The sequence below is a fragment of the Corallococcus praedator genome (genome assembly GCF_003612125.1).
In the GTDB taxonomy this organism is placed as follows: domain Bacteria; phylum Myxococcota; class Myxococcia; order Myxococcales; family Myxococcaceae; genus Corallococcus; species Corallococcus praedator.
Window position 1 is genome coordinate 1 of record NZ_RAWI01001370.1, and the last position, 395, is coordinate 395.

General features: G+C 52.4%; 1 protein-coding gene. It reads left to right on the forward strand.

Annotated features, from left to right (window positions below; genetic code table 11):
• Positions 1-395 (forward strand): hypothetical protein (locus D7Y13_RS46700; RefSeq protein ID WP_158626272.1); only part of this gene is annotated, 395 nt, incomplete at both ends.

Sequence of the window (395 nt, forward strand, 5' to 3'; positions counted from 1 at the left end):
TTATCCGACAAACTGTCTGGCCGCAAACTGTCTGGCATTGTAAAAGCTATCTATTTACCGTTAGCAGCGCTAATTATGCTGATCAGCGGCGTGATCGCCTGTAATCTGGGTAGCGCGCCGGATAATGCACCCGCCGGAACTGATCCCCAAACGAATTTACGTACAGATCCATTTGCCGTAACAGCGCCGAAGGGTTCGCTTGCGCCAGTCATTACTGCGACCCCAATGCAGGGCGGATCAGACCAGAACACGTTACAAAATAATTCACCGCAAAGCACATTGATGCCCATATCTTCACCTGTCCCCGTGATCAATGCGTGCGGTGAGGATACGCGGCAGGCGCAGGCACAATATACTATTCAGGCTGCTATCAGCGCCGGACGGCAGTATCTGAC